8 protein-coding genes and 1 pseudogene are annotated in these 14,245 nt (G+C 62.7%); 6 read left to right on the plus strand and 3 right to left on the minus strand.

All coding sequences use genetic code 11. From position 1 onward, the window contains the following. Positions 1–889: 889 nt before the first annotated feature. Positions 890–1,651 (minus strand): annotated as a pseudogene (locus JSS95_10275) (YXWGXW repeat-containing protein). Between the two features lie 656 nt (positions 1,652–2,307). Between JSS95_10275 and JSS95_10280 the strand changes: the two are divergent. Then, positions 2,308–5,193, plus strand: a complete 2,886-nt coding sequence (locus tag JSS95_10280; GenBank protein ID MBS1800201.1) for an aconitate hydratase — start codon at positions 2,308–2,310, stop codon at positions 5,191–5,193. Between the two features lie 131 nt (positions 5,194–5,324). Then, complete coding sequence (locus JSS95_10285; protein ID MBS1800202.1) at positions 5,325–5,876, plus strand: ATP-binding protein; 552 nt, start codon at positions 5,325–5,327, stop codon at positions 5,874–5,876. Between the two features lie 357 nt (positions 5,877–6,233). Here the strand turns inward: JSS95_10285 and JSS95_10290 are convergent, their stop codons facing one another. After that, complete coding sequence (locus JSS95_10290) at positions 6,234–6,992, minus strand: hypothetical protein (protein ID MBS1800203.1); 759 nt, start codon at positions 6,990–6,992, stop codon at positions 6,234–6,236. A 1,259-nt stretch (positions 6,993–8,251) separates the two neighbouring features. On the opposite strand from JSS95_10290, the gene JSS95_10295 reads away from it, so the two are divergent. Then, on the plus strand, positions 8,252–10,690 hold the full coding sequence (locus JSS95_10295) for a RelA/SpoT family protein (protein ID MBS1800204.1): 2,439 nt from the start codon (positions 8,252–8,254) through the stop codon (positions 10,688–10,690). Here JSS95_10295 and JSS95_10300 read toward each other — a convergent pair whose 3' ends face one another. After that, positions 10,691–10,888, minus strand: coding sequence for a hypothetical protein (locus JSS95_10300; GenBank protein MBS1800205.1), 198 nt, complete (start codon positions 10,886–10,888; stop codon positions 10,691–10,693). Here JSS95_10300 and JSS95_10305 point away from each other — a divergent pair. The 3 genes from JSS95_10305 (at position 10,887) to JSS95_10315 (ending at position 14,138) form a co-directional block, all read left to right on the plus strand. Next, positions 10,887–12,083 (plus strand): glycosyltransferase, encoded by a 1,197-nt coding sequence (locus tag JSS95_10305; protein MBS1800206.1) that lies wholly within the window; start codon positions 10,887–10,889, stop codon positions 12,081–12,083. The two genes, JSS95_10300 and JSS95_10305, sit on opposite strands and share 2 nt — an antisense overlap. A 169-nt stretch (positions 12,084–12,252) precedes the next feature. Further along, positions 12,253–13,455: a D-alanine--D-alanine ligase gene (locus JSS95_10310; GenBank protein MBS1800207.1), complete on the plus strand. Its 1,203-nt coding sequence runs from the start codon at positions 12,253–12,255 to the stop codon at positions 13,453–13,455. Positions 13,456–13,508: 53 nt separating this feature from the next. Further along, positions 13,509–14,138 carry a thioredoxin domain-containing protein gene (locus JSS95_10315; protein MBS1800208.1) on the plus strand — a complete coding sequence of 210 codons (630 nt, stop codon included), beginning with the start codon at positions 13,509–13,511 and terminating at the stop codon, positions 14,136–14,138. Positions 14,139–14,245: the final 107 nt, after the last annotated feature.

Here is a 14,245-nt window from a genome sequence, read left to right on the forward strand (position 1 = left end):
TGGGGTACCCAGAAGCGAGAGCCGTTTCGCTTCACTCGAATCTCCCACATCTGGCGATGAAGCTGCCAGATATGGGGCACCCGATTGGTTGTTGCGGTTGTATGGGCGATGCTGGTTAGCGGCCGTGGGGGTGTTCGCCGCCGCCCTGGTGTTCTCCTCCACTGCTGCGGGGAGGAGGCTGCATGCGCTGTTCCGGCTGGCGGAACTGCGGCTGCGGCCTGGGTTGCTGCTGGGGAACAGGTCTAGGTTGCTGTTGTGGTTGCGGACGGTACTGCTGCTGCGGAGCGGGGCGGTACTGTGGCTGCGGCTGTGGCTGCGGCACGGCCTGCGATTCCGGCCGAGCCTGTTGCTGTGGGGCAGGCCGCACCTGCTGTTCGGGAGACGGACGATACTGCTGCTGCGGTTGTGGACGCGGGTTGGGCTGGGCAGGCCGCACATCCGGGCGGACGTTGGGCTGCTCGGGCCTTACCTCGGGGCGCACCTGCTGCGGTGGCGTGGGGCGAACCTGCGGTTGCTGCGGCTGGCCTGGTTGCACGGGCTGTCCGGGGCGGATCTCCGGACGTGACGGCTGGACCTGCGGCTGGTTGGGGTGGGCCTGGTTTTCTCCTGGCCGGGGCTGCTGGACGCCGGGTTGCACCTGCGGCTGGTTGGGGCGGACGTAGCCTTGTCCGGGCCGCACGCCTGGATTGGGCTGGCCGGAGTTAGGCTGCCCGGGGCGGTACTGTCCCGGGCTGGGGGGCATCGGGCGGGCGATGGGGCGCTGCACACCTGCGTCGGCCTGGATCGGGCGTGGGGCCGCGACCATGGCGGGGCGTCCGCGGTTGGTGTTGTAGAACTGGGCGCGGTTCTGCTGGGCCTGCTGGCGAACCTGAAGCTGCGTGTTCATGGCCGGGAGGCGCGGCTCACGGCGGGCGGCGATCTCGGCAGGACGCGGCTGCGCCTGGATGCCGCGCGGGCCTCCGTTGTAGGAGATGCGGGTGTTGTTGTAGTTGTTCACAACCACCGTGCGGTTGTAGACGTTGGTGATGCGCACGTTATTGATGCGGGTGACGGAGCGGTTGTAGTAGAAGTTGTTGCCGCGCCAGTATCCGCCGTAGAAGCCGAAGCCGGTATAGCCGAAGCCGTAGGGAATGCCGCCGTAGAAGCCGATGTAACGGCCCCAGTATCCGCGATGGAAGCGATAGCGTCCGCCGTAGAAGGCCCAGTATCCAGGTGTCCAGAGGGCACCGGGCCAGGGGGCTGCGACCCAGACGCCGGGAACCCAATAGTAGCCGATGGGCGCGTAGGCCCAGTAGCCGGGCGTCCACATGTAGTTCGGCTCGGGGGCGGGGGGCTGGTCGTAGGTGGGAAGCTGCGGGGGAGGCTGGTCGGCCTCGAGCTCGTCGTAGGCGGCGTTGTCCTGCGGGCTTACCTGGTCGTCGGCGTAGCCCGGCTGATCTGCGGGCTGCTGCGCCTGATCAGGCTGCTGCTGGTTCTGGTCGGGAGCGCCGGCCTGCTGTCCGGTCTGGGAGTACTCCTGCGCGCGCTGGACGCTCTCGTTCTGAGCGGTGGTGCCGGGCTGCTGCCGGACGATCGGGGCCGGCTGCTGCTGCGTCTGGCCGGGATAGGGCTGCGTGGCCGCCTGCGAGGTGTCTCCCGTGGTGGGTGCCATGTTGGCGTCGGCGGGGTCGGGGCTGTTGTTGCCGGTCTGCTGCGCGGCCTGAGCGTGCGCATGGCAGCCGACGACCAGATAGCCTCCGGCGAAGGTCGCTGCGAAGAGCAGAAGGATGGGGAGAGCCCGGGATGTGTGTTTTTGCGCGTTCATGGTGCCAATGCTCCTCGTTCTGTAGAGTTGAACACCACTACGGCTTATGAGATGCGGGAATTCTTTTGTGTGGCTGTAGCATCCTTTTTCAGCGGTTTGCATCCAGCTTTGCTGGTATGTCCCACTCATGCGAAACGGCATACCCCAGGGGTTGAAGCCCCCTTTCTTCATCGTCCATGAGAAGACCAAGGCTAAAGCCCTGGTGTACCCAGAGGCGGTTCGCGCTTTGCGCGAATGATCCCACATCTGGCGATGAGGCTGCCAGATATGGGGGCACCGCATTTGTGGCGGTGCGAAATGTGGTCGTAGAATGGATGGCGATGGCGGCACGATGCCCAATTCTCAAGCGCTATCGTCACGGCCGTCCCGACCGCGGACGCTGAGCTGCTGCTCTTTTCATCTCTCGCACAACGTCATAGAGTTTTCTTTTCCGGCCCCTGAGCTATTGGAAGGCCTTGGGCCTTTCCAGATCGCGCCTTCGAAGCGCACCCATGGAGAATACGATGCCGACCTCACAGAACAATCCCGATTCCTTTAAGAGCAAGGCGACCCTGAAGTCGGGGTCGAAGAGCTACAACATCTTCCGGCTGGATGCGCTGAAGTCGAGCGGCGTGAACCTCTCGCGTCTGCCGTTCTCTCTGCGCATCCTGCTGGAGAACCTGCTGCGCCATGAGGACGGCGCGAGCGTGACCCCGGACGACATCAAGTTCCTCGCCAACTGGGACCCGAAGGCCGAGCCCTCGCGCGAGATCGCGTACATGCCGGCGCGCGTGCTGATGCAGGATTTCACGGGCGTTCCCGCAGTGGTTGACCTGGCGGCGATGCGCGATGCGATGAAGACGCTGGGCGGCAACCCGGAACTGATCAATCCATTGCAGCCGGCCGAGCTGGTGATCGACCACTCGGTGCAGGTGGACGAGTTCGGCTCGCCGCGCGCGTACGACCTGAACTCGGCGCTGGAGTTTCAGCGCAACCGCGAGCGCTATGCGTTCTTGAAGTGGGGACAGACGGCGTTCCGCAACTTCTCGGCGGTGCCTCCGGGGATGGGAATCTGTCACCAGGTGAATCTGGAGTATCTGGCTCGCGTGGTGTTCACGACCGATGACGGTCTTGCGTACCCGGACACGCTGGTGGGCACGGACTCGCACACGACGATGATCAACGGGCTGGGCGTGCTGGGATGGGGCGTGGGAGGCATCGAGGCAGAGGCTGCGATGCTGGGACAGCCGGTGTCGATGCTGGTGCCGCAGGTGGTGGGCTTCAAGCTGACGGGCAAGCTGAAGGAAGGCACGACGGCGACCGACCTTGTACTCACCGTCACGCAGATGCTGCGCAAGCTGGGCGTGGTGGGCAAGTTTGTCGAGTTCTACGGGCCGGGTGTGAGCGAGCTTCCGCTGGCCGACCGCGCGACGATTGCGAACATGGCTCCGGAGTACGGCGCGACGTGCGGCATCTTCCCGGTGGACAAGGAGACGCTGAGCTATTTACGGCTGACAGGTCGTTCGGAAGAACAGATTGCGCTGGTGGAGGCGTACTACAAGGAACAGGGCATGTTCCACACGGCGGATGCGGCTGAGGCGGAGTACTCGGCGACGATTGCGCTGGACCTGAGCACGGTGCAGCCGAGTGTGGCCGGGCCGAAGAGGCCGCAGGACAAGGTGCTGCTGTCGGATGCGGCGTCGAGCTTCAAGCAGCAGTTGCCTTCGCTGCTGGGGCCGAACGCGAACGGCAACACGGTGCGGCAGATGGTGCGCTGGGAGGGTGAGGGCGGGCACGCCTCGCTGAACGGCGACCTGAACAGCGCAGTGGGCGCGCCGTCGCCGGTGGTAGTCTCGCCGGGAGTTCCGGTGGCTGCGCTGGAGTCGGACAGCGGAAGAATTCCTGTACTGGACGCACCGGCCGTCTCGATCAAGAGCCGCTTCGGGGTTGACCCGGAGCCGTATCTGAACCATGGCTCGATTGTGATTGCGGCGATCACGAGCTGCACGAACACGTCGAACCCGTATGTGATGATCGCTGCCGGGTTGCTGGCGAAGAAGGCCGTGGAGAAGGGGCTGAAGACTCCGCCGTGGGTGAAGACATCGCTGGCGCCGGGGTCGCGCGTGGTGACGGACTACTACCAGAAGGCCGGGCTGACGCCGTATATGGACGCGCTGCGTTTTCAGACGGTGGGCTATGGCTGCACGACGTGCATCGGCAACTCGGGCCCGCTGCCGACGGATGTTTCGAAGGCGATCGAGGACCATGGACTGGTTGCGGTGTCGGTGCTCTCGGGAAATCGTAACTTTGAAGGGCGCATCTCGCCGGAGGTAAGGGCGAACTACCTGATGTCGCCTCCACTGGTGGTGGCGTATGCTCTGGCCGGGCACATCGAGCACAACTTCGACACGGACCCGCTGGGCAAGGACAAGGACGGCAAGCCAGTGTTCCTGCGCGACATCTGGCCGACGCAGACCGAGGTCGCGGAGACGGTGGCGAGGTCGATCGACTCGGGGATGTTCCACAAGGAGTACTCGACGGTCACGGACGGCGACCAGAACTGGCAGAACCTGAAGTTCCCCGAGGGCAAGACGTATGGATGGGAGGCGGATTCGACGTACATCCGCAAGGCTCCATACTTCGACGGCATGAAGGCCGAGCCTGCGCCGGTGGAGGACATCAGCGGAGCGCGGGTGCTGGCGGTGCTGGGCGACTCGGTGACGACGGACCACATCTCGCCGGCGGGGTCGATCAAGCTGAATGGGCCAGCGGGCAAGTACCTGACCGACCACGGGGTGAAGCCCGCGGACTTCAACTCCTATGGAAGCCGTCGCGGCAACCACGAGGTGATGGTGCGCGGAACGTTCGCGAATGTGCGGCTGCGCAACAAGCTGGCTCCCGGGACGGAGGGCGGCGTGACGCGCCTGCTGCCTGAGGGAACGGACATGTCGATCTACGATGCGTCGGTGGAGTATGCGCGGCGGGGCACTCCGCTGGCGATCCTGGCGGGCAAGGAGTACGGGTCGGGTTCGTCGCGCGACTGGGCGGCGAAGGGGCCGCGGCTGCTCGGCATCCGGTTCGTGGTCGCCGAGAGCTACGAACGTATCCATCGCTCGAATCTGGTGGGCATGGGCATTCTTCCGTTGCAGTTCGTTGATGGGCAGAATGCGGAGTCACTGGGCCTGACGGGCGAAGAGGTCTTCCGCGTGGGCGAGGCGGGCGAGCTGAAGGCGATGCTCGACGCGAAGTTCGCAAACGGCAGGACGATCTCGGTGTTTGCCGAGAGCGACGGGGGCAAGACGAGGGAGTTCTCGGCGACGGTGCGCATCGACACTCCGCAGGAGATTCTCTACTACCAGAATGGCGGCATCCTCGAGTACGTGCTGCGCAGGCTTGCGGCGAAGGGGTAGAATTTCGCCGTTCGCGGTTTTGCTGATCGACGAGGGCCCTGCCGTGCGCGGGGCCCTTGCCGTTTTCGGTCACGAGGGAAACACGGAGGATTCTTCTCCTTCGCTTCGCTCGAGGGTCAGAATGACGACGAATGAAGATAGTTGGGAGTGACACGATTCGGGAGGTTCCGATGAAGTTCATCAAGCACGTTGGGCCGATGACGCCGGTTTCGGGTCTGGTGGTTTCGCCGGTGGTGCGGCAGCAGCTTACGAGTGTGGTGGGGGCGGTGAAGACGGCTGCCCCGTCTGCCGCTGCGACTACGGTGCTCTTGACTGGAGCGTCTGCGGACTCGGCGGCTGCGGCGCAGGCGATGGCACACGATGCCGGGCGGCAGCTCTATCGCGTGGACTTAAGCGCAGTGGCGTCGAAGTACATCGGCGAGACGGAGAAGAACCTCGACCGCGCGTTTGCCGCGGCGGAGGAGAGTGGAGCGATCCTGTTCTTCGACGAGGCGGATGCGTTGTTCGGCAAGCGCACGGAGGTGAAGGACAGCCACGACAAGTACGCGAATATCGAGGTCTCGTATCTGCTCGAGCGGCTGGAATCGTTTCACGGCGTGGCGGTCTTCGCTACGAACGGGCCGGTCGATTCTCCGCCGAAGGGGATGTTCCGGTATGTGGTGGCGTTGCCCCGGAAGCCTTAGGGGAGTCAGTTCGAAAGAGTACCTCAGGGGCTAAAGAGTCTGTGTGGGAACTGGAGTTTTTTATAGATCGGGCTTTCAGCCTTCTCGGCTCTCGGTGTTCTATCCATGGGGCTTCGCCCCATGCCGGTCTATCCCGCGCCGTTGGCGCTGAAGGTTTTTGCTGGTTCTCACGCAGTCTCTAAATCCCTTTTCACGCCCCTAAAGCTCTTTTCGTCAGGGCATGAGAAACCCAGGGCCGAAGCCCTGGGTACCTTGAAGCAAGAGCGGTTCGTGCTTCGCTCGAATGTCCGACATCTGGCGATGAGGCCGCCAGATATGGGCACCGGGGCGTGGAGAGGATGGCCTGCCTGTAGCGAGTTACATCTTGTGCAGGGTGGCGGTCATCTTTGAGGTTGCGGGCGGCGGTGTCAGGTCGGTCTCGTGGACCGTTTTGCCGTCCGCGCTGAGGATGAAGGTGTTCTCGCGCCGTACCTTGCCGTCGACACTGTAGGTGACCTTGAGGGTGTGGGGGTCGGCCAGTTTGATGGAGATGGTGGCGCCGTCGCCGATATCGGTTGGCGTGCCGTCAAGCTTGCAGACCATGGGCTTGGGGGTGTCGGTCTCCTGGAAGGTGATGGTGTTGCCGGAGACGTTGACCTTCATGATGCCGGTGTCGTCGGACTCATGGAAGGAGAGCTGCTTCCAGGTGCCGGCGAGGCCGGGTCCGCCGGAGAGGCGCTTCCAACTGGAGGAGATGGTGTATGGTGCGCCGTTGGAGGGAGTGCGGTCGGACTTGAGCGTGGCGGTCTTGCCGTCGGCGGTGACGGAGAGGGTGTTGTCGCGGATTTTTTTGCCGTCCTTCGTGACGACGACGTGATAGCCGGAGGGGGTCTTATTGCAGGTGGTCAGGCCGGCTTTCATCTCATGCGGCTTGCCGTCGCAGGTGGTCTTGGGGTTGTCGTCCATGGTGTAGCCGTCGGCGTCGATCTTGAAGGTTGTGTTGTAGCCGTCGTACTGGAGGGATGAGGCGTCCATCTTCCAGGAGCCGTTCCATGGATTGGATTGGGCGGAACAGGTGGTGTAGGTGGAGAGCAGCGCGATTGCTACCGCGCCAAGGGTGATACCGGGATGTTTCATTGCAGGTTCCTCCATATATTTTTTGTTCTTTGGAGCTTGGGGAGGAATATCGGGGCCGGATGCGAAGAAGCAACACAGGACAGCTCTGGGCTGCGCTTCTTTGCAGCGCCGATTATTGGCGGGGAAAGCCGATAAGTCAATGATTCTGTTCAGGCTGAGGGAGGGTCCGGCGATACTTCCCGGTGCGTATGTAGACATCGGCCAGCAGTTAGCAACTTTGACCGGGGGTGAATGTTTGTCTCGCGGGACGCAGATTCGAGCTTCGGGTTGAATTGCACGCTTTATCTGACGGCGTTAGAGTTTGGGTGTGACGTATCGCAAGCATCTTCGCGGTCTCTTACCTCTGCTGTTGGCCTGCTTAATGGTCACGGGTGCGGTTTTCGGTGAGTATGCTTCTGCGGAGTTTCCGCTGTGTCAGCCTGAGAGATCGCCTTGCTGCCCGCAATCAACGAACAGTACGAATGGTTCCTGTCCGGCTTGTTGGTTGATTGCTCCGCTTGCGACCAGGGACACCAGCGAGCAGAAGCGGCCAAGACGTGTTTCACAGGTCAAAAAGGTTCCGAGCTATCGGGCTGGGAAGGCCGTCACAGCATCTCTTCGCGAGCTGACCCCCGGCCTCCATTGCCAGCGCACGGTCTTCGATCTCAAAGACGATCTTCGCATTTAGAGAGGGGGCTCGTTTCCCCTGAGCTGCACGGCAGAATGTCTGCCGTGCGAGACCTCTCAGCAACTTCACAAAGGAGATTTGTTATGAAATTCAAGGTACTTGCATTCGCGTTTGCAGCATTCCTCGCACTTTCGTTGTCGGCCCAGGCCGCAACGGTCTTCACCTGCTGTGACAATCCTGCCTGTTGCGATGGCAGCGGTTGCTGCAAATAACTTGTAACGGCTGCGCCCACATTCTTCGACGTCAGGTTCGCCGGAGAGTGTGGGCCAGATAACGATGGAACCTCAGGGGCTAAAGTCCTATCCAGCTTGAGAGGTCAGCGACACGGCTGAAGCCGTGCCCTTAACAAAACGAAGCGGACCCACTACGCAAAACGGACCTTACTTGCACTAAAGTGATTCACTACCCGAATTCTGCGGAGCGTGGTGATCCTGCGGGCTACGCTCAGGATGACAATTTATGGGTGGGGTTTGTCGTGATATGGGAAAAATGCTGGGACTTCTCCCTTTCGACTTTGCCCAGAGCGGTTCTTTCGCTCAGTAGGACACGCGATCAATCGAGCCAGCTCAAGTTCGGGGGCCTATAATGACCTATGGCAACCGCTCATCCGGCCTCTTCGCAGACCGGTCCGCAGCCTGTGACGCAGAATCGACCTGAAGGCCAGCCGGAGATTCAAGATCCAACAGCAGGTGTCGAGCCCCAGGGGGTTCCGCCAGCCGTGGCTCCGGTGGGGCCGGCGGGTTCGGTTGTTACTGCGCCTGAAGCGGGTACGAACTCCTCGGCGGCGCACCTGAGCGGGTATGCGCCGGCAGATGTGAAGGTCATCGACGAAAAATTTCAGCGGCTGCTGGAGACGGTGCATGAGAACCGGCCGGGGGATGATCTGGAGATCATTCGCAAGGCGTGGGAGTTTTGCCTGCGGCAGCACGAGGGGCAAAAGCGCGCGTCGGGCGAGCCGTATGTGATCCATCCGCTGGAGGTGGGGCAGGTTCTGGCGGAGCTGAAGATGGACTCGACGGCGATCGCGGCGGGGCTGCTGCACGATGCGGTCGAGGACACGGACGTGACCTCGGACGAGATCTCGAAGCGCTTCGGCGAGCAGGTGGCGCACATCGTCGAAGGCGTGACGAAGCTGGACAAGATCAAGTTCGCCAACCGGGAGGACCACCAGGCGGAGAACATCCGCAAGATGCTGCTGGCGATGGTGACGGACGTTCGCGTGGTGATCATCAAACTCGCGGACCGGCTGCACAACATGCGCACGCTCGAGCACCTGAAGCCGGAGAAGCAGCAGAAGATCGCGCGGGAGACGCTGGACATCTACGCTCCGCTGGCGCACCGGCTGGGCATGGGCAAGCTGCGCGGCGAGTTGGAAGACCTGGCGTTCCGCTACACCGATCCGTTCGCGTATGAGCAGGTGTCGACCGAGGTGGATGCGCTGCGCGGCGCGGGCGAAGAGTTCCTGAAGAAGATCGTCACGCGCATGGAAGAGAAGCTGCGCGAGTTCAAGATCGAGGGGAGAGTGGAGTGGCGCATCAAGCGGCTCTACTCGATCCAACAGAAGTTACAGGACCAGAAGATTCCGGTCGACCAGGTGTACGACCTGCTGGCGATCCGCGTGATCACGCACACGGTGCAGGACTGTTATGCGCTGCTGGGTCTGCTGCACTCGATCTGGCGGCCGGTGCCGGGGCGGATCAAGGACTTCATCGCGATGCCGCGGCCGAACCTTTATCAGTCGCTGCACACGACGCTGATCGCGGAGGGCGGGCACCAGTTCGAGGTGCAGATCCGCACGGAGGACATGCACCGCGTGGCCGAAGAAGGCATTGCGGCGCACTGGAAGTACAAGGCGAGCGACAACGTCAGCGCCAAGGATGAGCAGCGCCTCGCGTGGGTGCGGCAGCTGATGGAGTGGCAGCGGGAGATGACCGACCCCAATGAGTTCATGTCGACCTTGAAGATCGACCTGTACCCGGAGGAGGTCTACACGTTTACGCCGAAGGGCAAGGTTGTCGTGCTGCCGAAGGACGCGAGTCCTATCGACTTCGCGTATGCGATCCACACCGAGGTCGGCAATACGACGACGGGCGCGAAGGTGAATGGGCGCATCGTGCCGCTGCGCACGAGGTTGAAAAACGGCGACATCGTGGAGATCACGACGCAGGCCGGGCATACGCCGAGCCGGGACTGGCTGAGTTTTACGAAGAGCTCGAAGGCGCGCAACAAGATCAAGCACTGGCTGAACGAGCACCAGCGGCTGAGGGCGATGGAGATCGGCCGGAAGCTGCTGGATCGCGAGGCGCGCAAGTACAAGCTGTCGCTGAACAAGTTCGCGGCGGCGGACTACGACAAGGTGGCCGGGGAGTACGGCCTGACGAGCGAGGCGGAGCTGCTGGCGGGGATCGGCTTCGGGAAGTATTCGTCGCGGCAGGTGCTGAACAAGCTGGAGCCGGGGTCGACGATGGCGGCGGAGCCTGCTCCGGCGGAGCACGGCGTGGTGGGCAACACGATCGGGCAGATGTCGGAGGCGGTGAAGCGCGTCTTCTTCGGCAAGGGCTCGGAGTCGCTTCAGGTGGAGGGGCAGGACGACCTGCTGGTGTATCGCGCGCGATGTTGCAACCCGATTCGCGGCGAGGAGATCATCGGCTACGTGACGCGCGGCAAGGGCGTGGCGGTGCATGCGCGAAGCTGTCCCAATGTGCAGAACCTGCTGTATGAGTCGGACCGGCGCATCCAGGTGGAGTGGGCGCCGATGCCTTCGGAGCCCGGCGCGGTGAAGGCGCAGACGTACCCGGTGAAGCTGACGATCGCCTGCGATGACCGCGCGGGAATGCTGAAGGAGTTCACGGCGATTATCTCCGAGGACGGCACGAACATCCGCAGCATGGACACGAAGGCGGAGTCCGACGGATCGGCGTTGGTCGACTTTGTGGTTGAGACGATGGACGTGAGGCACCTGAACCGGCTCGTCGAGCGCCTCCGTCGCGTCCCCGGCGTACGCGAGGTTCATCGCGTGCAGAAGATATGATCACTGTTCTTCAGTTTGCAGCGCATCCGCTGCGCTGACAACGAGACTAATTACTGCGCCGAGTGCCAGATTGGAGGCAAGGTGCTGGCCGATCACAGCCTCTCGCGGCTTCTCAAAACAGGACTGGCCGCGAACGCTCGACGAACTTGAGGCGCTCAAGCGACGCTGAATAACAACCTTCAGATAGAGTATTCGCATGACCGCGCCGCGCGTTGCGTATCTGCCAGACTCCTTCCACGAGGTCAACGGCGTCGCGCACACCTCGCGCAACTTCGTGGCATACGCCCAGCGCCACAACCTTCCCTTCCTCTGCATACGCGCGGGCTCACGCTCCACGCCCTTCGAGCGGGCCGGCGAGATGCGCACGCTGGAGCTGCGCCGCTCGCGCGCTTCGATTCACATGGAGAAGGACCTCGACTTCGACTCGCTCTTCTTCCGCCACGCGCACGCGATTCGCCGCGAGCTGAAGCGCTTTCGTCCCGACATCATTCACATCACCGGCCCCAGCGAGCTGGGAATCTTCGGCGCGTACTTCGCATGGGAGCTTGGCGTTCCGCTCGTTGCTTCATGGCACACCAACGTGCACGAGTACGCGGCGCGGCGCATGGGTTGGATCACAGGCCATCTCGCGCGACGCTACGGCGATGCCGTCTCGCGGAAGGTGGAGGATGGATCGCTGTGGGCCGTGTCGCGGTTCTACTCGCTCGCCCGCGTGCTCTACGCTCCCAACGACGAGCTGTGCCGCATGTTGGAGCAGACGACGCATCGCGTCTGCCACCTGATGCAGCGCGGCGTCGACACGGCGCAGTTCTCGCCCTCGCATCGCACACGTCATGCAGACGACGGCACGCCCATCCTCGGCTACGTCGGCCGTCTCTCGGTTGAGAAGAATGTCGCCCTGCTCGCGCAGATTGAGCGCGAGCTGCTTGCACGAGGCATTGCGAAGTTTCGCTTCGTCATCGTCGGGCATGGCGCTGAAGAGGCTTCGCTTCGGGCCGCACTGAAACAGGCCGAGTTCCCCGGCGTCCTGCGCGGGGCCGATCTCTCCCGCGCCTACGCCGACATGGACATCCTCGTCTTCCCGTCGCACACCGACACCTTCGGCAATGTCGTGCTCGAAGCGCTGGCGAGCGGCGTGCCGGCTGTCGTCACCACCGGAGGCGGCCCCAAGTACATCGTCCGCGACCAGCAGACCGGCTTCGTAGCTCCCGATGCAGGCTTCGCCACCGCCATCGCCACGCTCGCCAACGACCCTGCGCGACTCGCGCAGATGCGCGCGGCTGCGCGTGAGTACGCGCTCGCCTGTAGCTGGGACGCGGTCTTCACCCGTGTCTACGAGGGCTATCTCGAGGCCTTGCCCTCCGGACAGTTTGCCGCGCCAACAACCGCATGATTCTGACCCTCGAGCGTAGCGAAAGGGAAGAATCTCAGCCGGTTGCCTCTCCACAGATCCGACGCTCGTGGAGGTATCCACGGGGTATCCACGGGGTATCCACGGGGATTCGAGTCTCCGACTCTTCGCCAAATCCACCGCCCTCTGCCGCACACTGGAAGTACGACCCATGAAGAAGAAACTACGCATCGGGATTCTGTTTGGCGGCCGCTCCGGCGAGCACGAGGTTTCGCTCCTCTCTGCCGCCTCCATCCTCAAGGCCATCGACCGCGCGAAGTACGACGTCGTGCCCATCGGTATCACGCGCGAAGGACGCTGGGTCACCTCGCACGACGCGCAGGCGCTGCTGACAGGCAGGTCCGCGCCGGAGAACCCGCTGCTCGCAGGCGACCCCGAAGCCACACCGACCGCCGCCGTCATTCGCCGCGGCGAGGCGATCATCGTGCCGCCCGTTCCTGCTGAATCTTTGCAGCCGCTTGAGCTCTCCGCGTCGACCGAGCTTGCGCTGCACCGGCCCACGCTCGACATCGACGTTGTCTTTCCCGTGCTTCACGGCACCTTCGGCGAAGACGGCACCATCCAGGGGTTGTTTGAACTTGCCGACATTGCCTACGTGGGCTCGGGCGTCCTTGGCTCCGCGGCCGGTATGGACAAGGATGCAATGAAGAAGCTCTTCTCTGCCGCCGGTTTGCCGCAGACGCCCTACCTTTCGATGCTGCGCTCGGAGTGGCGCGCCGATGCGAAGAAGGCGACGAAGAAGATCGAAGCGGCGCTGAAGTATCCGCTGTTCGTGAAGCCCGCGAACCTCGGCTCCTCCGTCGGCATCAGCAAGGTGCACGACCGCAGCGAGCTTGCACCCGCGATGGACCTCGCTGCCAGCTTCGACCGCAAGCTCGTCATCGAGCAAGGCGTCGGCGGTCCGGGAGCCAAGCCGCGCGAGCTCGAGGTCGCCGTCCTCGGCAACGATGCGCCCGAGGCAAGCGTCGTCGGCGAGATCGTCCCCGGGGCCGAGTTCTACGACTACGAGGCCAAGTACCTCTCCGACGCCAGCGTTCCCATCATCCCGGCAAAACTCACCGCCGCCGAATCGAAGCAGATTCGCCAGATGGCCATCGAGGCCTTCAAGGCCTGCGACTGCGCCGGGCTCGCCCGCGTCGACTTCCTGATGGAGCCGGTGAAGAAGGGCGCAAAGAAAAAGCCGCGCATCTACCTGAACGAGATCAACACGCTCCCCGGTTTCACCTCGATCAGCATGTACCCCAAGCTCTGGGCCGCAAGCGGGCTGCCATACAAGAAGCTCATCGACCGGCTCATCCAGCTCGCCATCGAGCGCCACAAGGAGAAGCAGCAGACATCTTTCACGCGCAGCTAGTGTCCTGTCTCTAAAGCGCGGAATATGATATCCAAATGTTTAAAATGCAGACTATGAAGCGATCGATCTCAGCCTTGGTCCTTGCTTTGGCCATTCCGGCCAGCGCGCAAATAGCGATGCCATCGGCAGGTGCAACGGCATTCAAAGACACTTCTGCATTCAGGCCACCGAATGGCGCAAGGGTAGCCATCATTGAGTTCGAGGACCTGGAGTGTCCCTTGTGCGCTCAAGTTTCTCCAATGGTTCACGATGCGATGAACCGCCATCACATTCCGCGAGTTCATTACGACTTCATTATTCCCGGACATATGTGGTCTCGCAGCGCAGCCATCTACGCACGCTATCTTGAGGACACCGTCTCTCTTCAGTCTGCCGAGGGCTATCGCAAAGACGTGTTCGCGAACCAGCGACTGATCTCGAGTCAAGACGATCTGCAACAGTTCACCAGAAGATGGTTTCAAACGCATGGCCGTCCGATGCCATTCATGATTGATCCGACGGGCAGGTGCGCGAAAGAGGTGGAAGCAGACTGCGCTCTCGCAAGAAGGATCGGCATAGCGCACACTCCCACTCTCATCGTCGCAACGGCGAAGCGATGGATCGAGGTGACAGACCCAAATCAGCTCTATGCTGCGATCGACCGCGCAGAAGCAGAGACGAATTCGCCCGCCAGGCGAAACTGATTTACGATAACCATGTTCCTCGCGAGGCCAAATCACTTGGTCTCTACCTGACCTGCGTTCTTCTCGCCGCGGGCCGGATGGGGGCTAACTGCGAGAGTGGCGCTTCA

The sequence above is a fragment of the Acidobacteriota bacterium genome (genome assembly GCA_018268895.1).
In the GTDB taxonomy this organism is placed as follows: Bacteria; Acidobacteriota; Terriglobia; order Terriglobales; family Acidobacteriaceae; genus Edaphobacter.